The organism is Methanobacterium sp., assembly GCA_012838205.1.
Taxonomy (GTDB): Archaea; Methanobacteriota; Methanobacteria; order Methanobacteriales; family Methanobacteriaceae; genus Methanobacterium.
In genome coordinates, this window is the sequence record DUPR01000045.1 from 1 (window position 1) to 5461 (window position 5461).

Annotated in this window: 6 protein-coding genes; all 6 read right to left on the reverse strand. The window is 36.7% G+C overall.

Annotation, left to right across the window (positions count from 1 at the left end; translation table 11 throughout):
* Window positions 1-698, reverse strand: a 698-nt coding sequence (locus tag GXZ72_06625) for a flavodoxin family protein (GenBank protein ID HHT19216.1), incomplete at its 3' end; no start/stop codon positions are given.
* A gap of 26 nt (window positions 699-724) precedes the next feature.
* Window positions 725-1378 (reverse strand): TetR/AcrR family transcriptional regulator, encoded by a 654-nt coding sequence (locus GXZ72_06630; GenBank protein ID HHT19217.1) that lies wholly within the window; start codon window positions 1376-1378, stop codon window positions 725-727.
* A gap of 182 nt (window positions 1379-1560) precedes the next feature.
* On the reverse strand, window positions 1561-1884 hold the full coding sequence (locus GXZ72_06635) for a hypothetical protein (protein ID HHT19218.1): 324 nt from the start codon (window positions 1882-1884) through the stop codon (window positions 1561-1563).
* A gap of 67 nt (window positions 1885-1951) precedes the next feature.
* Window positions 1952-2998, reverse strand: coding sequence for a hypothetical protein (locus GXZ72_06640; protein ID HHT19219.1), 1047 nt, complete (start codon window positions 2996-2998; stop codon window positions 1952-1954).
* Window positions 2999-3024: 26 nt separating this feature from the next.
* Complete coding sequence (locus tag GXZ72_06645; GenBank protein ID HHT19220.1) at window positions 3025-3534, reverse strand: DUF1802 family protein; 510 nt, start codon at window positions 3532-3534, stop codon at window positions 3025-3027.
* 13 nt (window positions 3535-3547) lie between these two features.
* Window positions 3548-5461, reverse strand: a 1914-nt coding sequence (locus GXZ72_06650) for an HsdR family type I site-specific deoxyribonuclease (GenBank protein HHT19221.1), incomplete at its 5' end; no start/stop codon positions are given.

Consider the following 5461-nt stretch of genomic DNA (forward strand, 5'->3'; position numbering starts at 1 on the left):
CCTATCTGGACGGGATAATAGTATTCCTTACCTGAGTAGAAATTGTAATCTGCAGGCAGATACTCATTCGCATTCTGGGATATAGTTTGGACTATACGAAAACCCATGTAATCTTTTAAACCAACACTCTGCATTTTTTTGTTTGGCGTTTTAAGGGATTTATCAAACTCATGTGCCGATTTTTCCAAGTTTTTGGTATTTTTTTTATTTAAACCATTGGTGGGTGGCCATGGAGCTTTGGTTAGGTCACATTTACCAGCAACTTTGTATCCCCATGATTCGACCACTGTTTCCATGTAGTTTAGGGTTTCTTTACTTCCCATGCCTCCAGTTGTGCATAGCAGCATGGCTTTTTTGCCATGATATTCTGGTCGATGGCAGAGGTATGCTAATCTGTCAATATAGTTTTTTAGGAGTGCACTGACTGTCAATACGTATACTGGGGATCCTATCACTAGGCCGTCAGCTTCAAGCATTTTTTCTTGTATGATTTCACGGTCATCTTTTAATGGGCAGAATTCAATTCCATTGGGCACACAGTTAAAGCATCCTCTGCAGGGTTCAAGATTAGCATCTTTGAGGAAAAGGTATTCGAATTTGTAGTTTCCTTTCTTTTTCATTTCTTTTTCTAGTTGACGAGCGGCTTGGTAAGTGTTTCCCTTTTTTCGGGGGCTTCCTATTATGGTTAAAATTTTCATATTCTCAACTTTTGGCCTTTTTTTTTTTATTTGTTTTTGATTTTAATGAGTTTTAGGAAGAATTCATTGTGGTCGGCCATTTTATCCAGGGCCAGTTCCATGAATGAATCGAAGTCTTCATCGTACCTGAGGATGTAGTATTCAAAGAACAGGTAGATAGCGAATGAGAAATATTCTTGGGCTAGTATTTTTGGGTTTAAGGGTTTGATCATCTTTTGGTCTATCATCATCTGGAAAGTTTCCTCCCAGATTTTCAGTGGGGTTTCTAAAAGTTCTTTTTTGAAAAATTCTCTTATTTTTTCGTTGCGATATGTTTCAATGGATACTAGACGCCATATTTTCTCCATTTTAGGGGTGCTTATTTGTTCAAGGTACATTCGGGTTCCTTGTTGTAAATAAATTTCAGGGTCTTCAGGGTACGGTTCCATTACTTGTGTTCCCTTTTCCTCAGAAATCTCACCGCCATGGAGTTCTAACATGAAATATTCCATTATAGCATCTAAAATGGCTTCTTTATTTTTATAATGATTGTAAATCGAACTTTCACGTATTCCCACTTCTCGAGCTATTTCTCTCACAGAAACAGCGTTGAAACCCTTCTCTGAGAATAGATCAAGGGCCACATCAAAGATTTTTTCTTTAGTTGTTTTCGATTTTTCATCAGTTTTTTTACTATTCATGGCAGTGCACCGATTTTTAACTAACGTTCGGTAATAGTCCACTAGGCTAACTTAATTTTTAAATTGTACATTTGTGTACATTAAAAGTGGGTTTTTAACTAACGTTCGTTCGCTAGATAAAAGTATACTATCATTGTTTATAAAACTAACGTTCGTTCGCTAATATATTACTGAAACATAACCTACGTATTATATATGATTTGTAATTTAATTAGTATTACAATGGAGGTTACAAATATGACCAGAATAGCAATGACAATACCCCAAAAGCTTTTAAATGACTTCGATGAATGTTTAAAGAAGAATGGGTTTACATCTAGAACTAATGGAATACATGAAGCAATGTATGAATATATGGAGCGACTTAAATAGGTTTTCCAACATTTTTTTATTTCACTAGTGATAAGGCCAGTTGGTTCAGACACTTTCTCTGTAGACTCTAGAATTATTTTACTACGAACACAACAACCAATCATATCTTGCAAGCTTTTTATCATTTCCTTCATGGATGGATCAGTTTATTTACTTATATGTCGATAGATGGATATGTAGATGGATGAATAGAAGGATAATTCAATACAATTCGGCACGAAGGACTTCATTAACGGTATCTTTCAGTGATCTTAAATAACTATCGTTGAATGCATTTCTTATTCCATTATTTGATGAAACAATTTCATTATGCGCTGTATTACAATTGATGTATCTATTATCATGTCTGTCACAGAAATTTGGATCATCTGCGAAACATCCTCCCCCATGTACTAAACAATTTCTATGGCGGTACCATATAGGAATAAGTTGATGAACAAGGCCTTGATTCAAGTTATGTGAATATAAGTTTTCAGGAAGGCCTGCAGAATTGAACACAGTTCTAATGAGCTCAAAAACTAATTCCTGGGCATGTTTAATTTCCAATCTATTATTGTCACTGATAATGTTACCTTTCCAGTCTTTTCCGGGTCTTCCATTCCAATCTACTCTTGGATTACCTTTAAATCCTTTGCTGAGAGCGATAGTTTCGAGAAGGTTCCATAAACGGAAATAAAGAATTTCGATGTTTTTTTCCTTTCGAGCATCATTATATAATGCTAAATATAATTGCAGAACTTCATTATTCTTCAAATTATTCATGCAGCGTTTTATGTAGTCTTGATCTTCACCAGCGATCAATCCGCCAACTAAATTGCCAGTATATGTTTGATCGTAAATTTTATAATAAGTTGAATTACTTGGATCAAGTAATAAACTGCCATACATAGACGGATATCCATCTCTAAGTACTGCTAATAAATCACAAAGCATTTGGCCTTCTTTTTCTATTATTTCGCCGACAATATCAATGTTATCAGCATTTATTATTGGAAAATGAATTACAACAGTCGGTTGATTATTTTTGCACCTTGATAAAGTTTCTGCAGTGTGTTCTAATATATTTAAACCCATATGTGTCAAAAAATCCTGCAATGAGTCTAATTTGTCATTACATTCCAAGCCTCTCCAAGGAATAATTTCGCAATGTTCTAATATCATTTTTTCCGTAATTAAACAGTCTTTAATAAAAACAAAAGCCTGATATGTATTAGAACCATTACCTATGCCTTCAATGTGATTTGTCATGTTTTACCCATCTTACATAAATTTAATTAAATCTTAGATAGCTTAACAAACTCAGTATCATTTAAAACAGGTTCCATACCCTTAAGAGAAACTTCTTCCTTTAAGTTAGCATACCTAAGAGCTCCCGGAGTAGGTTCAGCCCAGTAAGGTTCTTTTAACTCGTAAACCCGCAGGATCCAGATGTAAGCAGTTTTACCAGTCATGTAGTTTTTCACATGATCTCTGGTCCAGATGTAATGTTTAGGTGATGGAATCCTGGAAACAAGTTTCTCCACAATCTCTTCCAATGTTGCGAAGTATTTAATGAGAACTTTATCCCCTTTCTTATCTGGCAGAGAGTTTGACTGGACAAAGTCCTGATATTCGCCCTGAAAACTTTCCAAATAATCATCCTTCAGAGCATAACTCACAGTGGGATACAATAGAAACTCGGTAACGTTAGTCTTATAGTTTCTGATTAGTATAGTCTGTTTTCTTTGACCTAATGCTTCGATGGTTGCGTTCCATTCTTTAAGGCATTTGTGTGTTGATTTCATTTATTTTCCCCCTTTAAGCAGAAGCCCACTCTTCACAAACACGGTTAGCTTGTTCCAGGACAGTTTTAACTGCTAACTTTTGTTTGTCTGGTGGATAATCATATTTCTTTAGTATCCTCTTCACTGCTACCCTCATTTTTGCTTGCACGCTTTCCCTTAGTGTCCAGTCAATGGTTATATTGCTCTTGATAGCTTTAACTAATTCCATAGCTATCTCTCTTAATACATCATCACCTAAAACCTGCACTGCACTGTCATTTACACCAAGGGCATCATAAAACGCGAGTTCATATTCAGTTAGTCCCAGATCTTCGCCACGGTTTTGTGCTTCCCTCATTTTCTTAGCTAGTTCTATAAGTTCCTCGATAACTGCCACTGCCTCAATGTTACGGTTATGGTATCTATTGATGGTTTTTTCCAGCATATCTGTAAATGAACGTGCTTCAATAACATTTTTACGAGAAATACTTCTGATTTCATCATTCAAAAGACGTTTAAGCAGTTCAGCAGCAGTATTCTTATGTTCCAAATCTTTCACTTCCATAAGAAACTCATCAGATAAGATGGATATATCGGGTTTTTTAAGTCCAGCTAACTGGAATAGATCCAAAACTTCATCAGAGACTAATGCAGTGGATAGAATCTGTTGGATGGCCAAATCAACATCTTCAACGTGTTCTTGCGGATCCCCGGTGACCTTAGCAATATAATTTTTCACAGCCTTAAAAAAAGCCAAATCATCACGAATACTCATAGCTTGAGGGTGTGGAACAGCTAAAGAGAATGCCTTGGACAATTCATTCACATATTTAAAGCAACGTTTTTTCCCGTCTTCTTGACCTAAAACAAAGTCAGATCCATCACGCATTAACTTTAATTTAGCACCAGTATCTGCTTTCTGAAAACCATGGAAATTGAATCCATAGAATAATCCAGTCACTATTTCATATTTCTCCATCATTATTGCAACTGCTTTTCCCTGATCAAATGCAATTTCACCACGACCCCCACCATCAGTGTACTGAGACAGGGCTTTTTTAAGTTCAGTGGCTATGCCAAGATAATCAACGATAAGTCCACCTTCTTTGTCTTTGTACACTCGGTTTACCCGGGCAATAGTTTGCATAAGCCCATGCCCCTGCATAGGTTTGTCTATGTACATCGTGTGTAAGCTGGGAACATCAAAACCAGTAAGCCACATATCTCTAACAATTACTAACTTTATTGGTGAATTGGGATCCCTGAAAGTATCTCCCAATTGCCTTCTTCGAGGCTTGTTGCGAATATGTGGTTGCCAATCCACAGGATCAGTAGCACTACCCGTCATGACCACTTTTAAAAAGCCTTGCATGTCCTCATCATTATGCCATTCCGGTCTGAGCTTGATAATCTCATTGTATAAATCAATACAAATTCGTCGACTCATACACACAATCATCCCTTTACCATCCATGGCATCTAGTCTTTCCTCAAAATGGTCCACTAAATCCTTAGCCACTCGCTTGATACGAGTCTGGCTGCCAACAATAGCTTCCATCCGAGCCCACTTACTCTTGAGCTTTTCCTGACTCTCCATCTCCTGGCCTTCAGTAACAAAATCAAACTGCGGATCAATAAGTGCCTTTTCCTCTTCCTTAAGATCCAACTTAACCAATCGGTTCTCATAATAAATACGAACAGTTGCACCATCTTCCACAGCCTGTTCAATATCATAAATATCAATATAATTACCAAAAACAGCAACAGTGTTCTTATCGCCACGTTCAAGAGGAGTGCCAGTAAAACCAATAAAAGAAGCATTAGGCAAAGCATCACGCATATGCCTAGCAAAACCATCAATAAAATCATATTGTGAACGATGAGCCTCATCAGCAATAACTACAATATTCCTACGTTCTGATAGGGTGGGATATTCCGTTCCTTTTTC